Origin of the sequence: Olsenella porci, assembly GCF_009695875.1 — a bacterium.
Lineage (GTDB): Bacteria > Actinomycetota > Coriobacteriia > Coriobacteriales > Atopobiaceae > Olsenella_H > Olsenella_H porci.
In genome coordinates this window covers 1-1,792 of record NZ_VUNC01000013.1, presented here as the reverse complement: position 1 = coordinate 1,792, position 1,792 = coordinate 1, and the positions used below count along the sequence as shown (strand labels likewise).

Annotated in this window: 3 protein-coding genes; all 3 read left to right on the top strand. The window is 71.7% G+C overall.

Going from position 1 to position 1,792, the window contains the following annotated elements; genetic code table 11:
* Window positions 1-737, top strand: a 737-nt coding sequence (locus FYJ68_RS09950) for a VaFE repeat-containing surface-anchored protein (RefSeq protein WP_154436125.1), incomplete at its 5' end; no start/stop codon positions are given.
* A complete protein-coding gene (locus tag FYJ68_RS10410) occupies window positions 730-852 on the top strand; it encodes a hypothetical protein (RefSeq protein ID WP_268233791.1) in 123 nt (40 codons plus the stop codon). The genes FYJ68_RS09950 and FYJ68_RS10410, both read left to right, overlap by 8 nt.
* 58 nt (window positions 853-910) lie before the next feature.
* The gene (locus FYJ68_RS09945) at window positions 911-1,750 is read left to right on the top strand and encodes an ArdC-like ssDNA-binding domain-containing protein (protein WP_154436124.1); all 840 of its coding nucleotides are present in this window, start codon (window positions 911-913) and stop codon (window positions 1,748-1,750) included.
* Window positions 1,751-1,792 lie beyond the last annotated feature (42 nt).

Genomic DNA, 1,792 nt, shown 5'->3' with positions numbered 1-1,792 from the left:
TGGACGGCACCGGACTCGAGGGGAGGAAGCTCGTCTGCACGGAGGAGCTCTCCCGCGCGGGCAAGGTCGTCGCCACCCACGCCGACCTGAAGGACGAGGGACAGACCGTGAGCCTGCCCGGCATCCACACCACGGCGACCGACGCGGCGGACGGCGACCACGAGGCCACGGCCGCGGACAAGGTCGCCATCACGGACAGGGTCGAGTGGTCCGGGCTCGTCAAGGGCCGCGAGTACACGGTCACGGGCACGCTCATGGACAAGTCCACGGGCGAGAGGGTCACGGGAGGGGACGGCAGCCCCGTCACCGCCAGCGCCACCTTCACCGCGGACGCCGAGTCCGGCAGCACCGACGTCACGTTCGAGTTCGACGGCAGCGCGCTCGCAGGGCACGACGTGGTTGCCTTCGAGACCATCGCCCACGATGGGAGGACCGTGGCCACCCACGCCGACCTCGAGGACGAGGGGCAGACGGTGAGCATCACCGAGGCCCCGCCCGAGACCCCCAGGGAGGAGAAGGCCACCAAGGGCGGTGGCCAGCTTCCCAAGACGGGCGACGCCGGCGCGCCCCTGGCGGCAATCGCCGGCCTCTGCTCCGCCGCGGGGCTCTCCCTCGCGGGCGCACGCGCGCTCAGGCGCCGCGGACGCCGCGACGCGGACGGGGACGCCGGGATCGAGATCCGCCGAGGGCCCGCGACGGGGCCGGACCCGCTCGGTGGAGGCGACGGCGATGAGTAACCCGTTCGTCCCGCTCATCTGGTTCTTCGCGGGGATGGCCGCCGCGGGGACGGCCCTCATGGCGCTCGCGCTGTGCAGGGCGGCATCCGCGGGCGACGGCACCGACGGGGCATAGGCGAGGCGCGCAGGGCGGTCCCACGGGGCCGCCCTGCCACCGTGACAGGGGGATTCTCATGGCAAGGGACTCAGGGGGCAGCCGGGAGGCGATCGCGGAGGCGAGGCGCCAGGTCGTCGAGGAGATCTCCGCCGCGATGGAGCGAGGCGGGCTCGCATGGGCGGCGGAGTGGAAGGGGTGCTGGTCGCCCGTGAACGCCGCCACGGGAAGGACATACCGCGGCATGAACAGGCTCTCGCTCGCGGCGGCGATGCGCAGGGACGGCTTCGACGACCCCAGGTGGTGCACGTTCAACCAGGCGAGGGACGCCGGCTGGCACGTGGCGAGGGGCGCCCGCTCGCCGGCGACGGTGGAGTTCTGGAGCTGGTACGTGCGCGTCCCGGGCTCCGGCGTCGTCACCCTCCAGAGGGCCGAGCAGCTCGTCCGCACGGGGAGGCTCCCCGAGGAGGCGCTCAAGGACGCCTTCCTCCGCGGGAGGCTCCACCACGTGTTCAACGCCTCCCAGGTGGAGGGGATCGAGTCCTACGATCCGAGCGCGCACGCCCCGGAGAACGCCGAGGTGGAGCGCGTGGCGGACGAGCTCATAGAGTCGTCGAGGTGCCCGGTCCGCGAGGAGCGCGTAGACGAGGCGTACTACCGCCCCTCGACCGACATGATCACGCTGCCGCTCCGCACGCAGTTCACCTCGATGGACGCGTTCGCTCGCACGCTCCTGCACGAGATGTGCCACTCGACGGCGCGCGAGGTCGGCCGCGAGGTGGAGAGGTCGGAGGAGGGCTACGCGCGGGAGGAGCTCGTGGCGGAGCTGGGCTCTGATAGCGCTAGCTTAGGTTTCACCAGATTGACCAACACGCGCCCCAATCCGACCAGCGCGAATGCGCCAGCCAAACCAGCGTAGTTTCACCACTTTCACCAACTAGGCTCAGCCCCGAACCGACGA

Excerpts from the sequence above, each read along its gene's own strand:
- FYJ68_RS10410 (WP_268233791.1), top strand. The coding sequence starts at position 730 with ATGAGTAACCCGTTCGTCCCGCTCATCTGGTTCTTCGCGGGGATGGCC.
- FYJ68_RS09945 (WP_154436124.1), top strand. The coding sequence starts at position 911 with ATGGCAAGGGACTCAGGGGGCAGCCGGGAGGCGATCGCGGAGGCGAGG.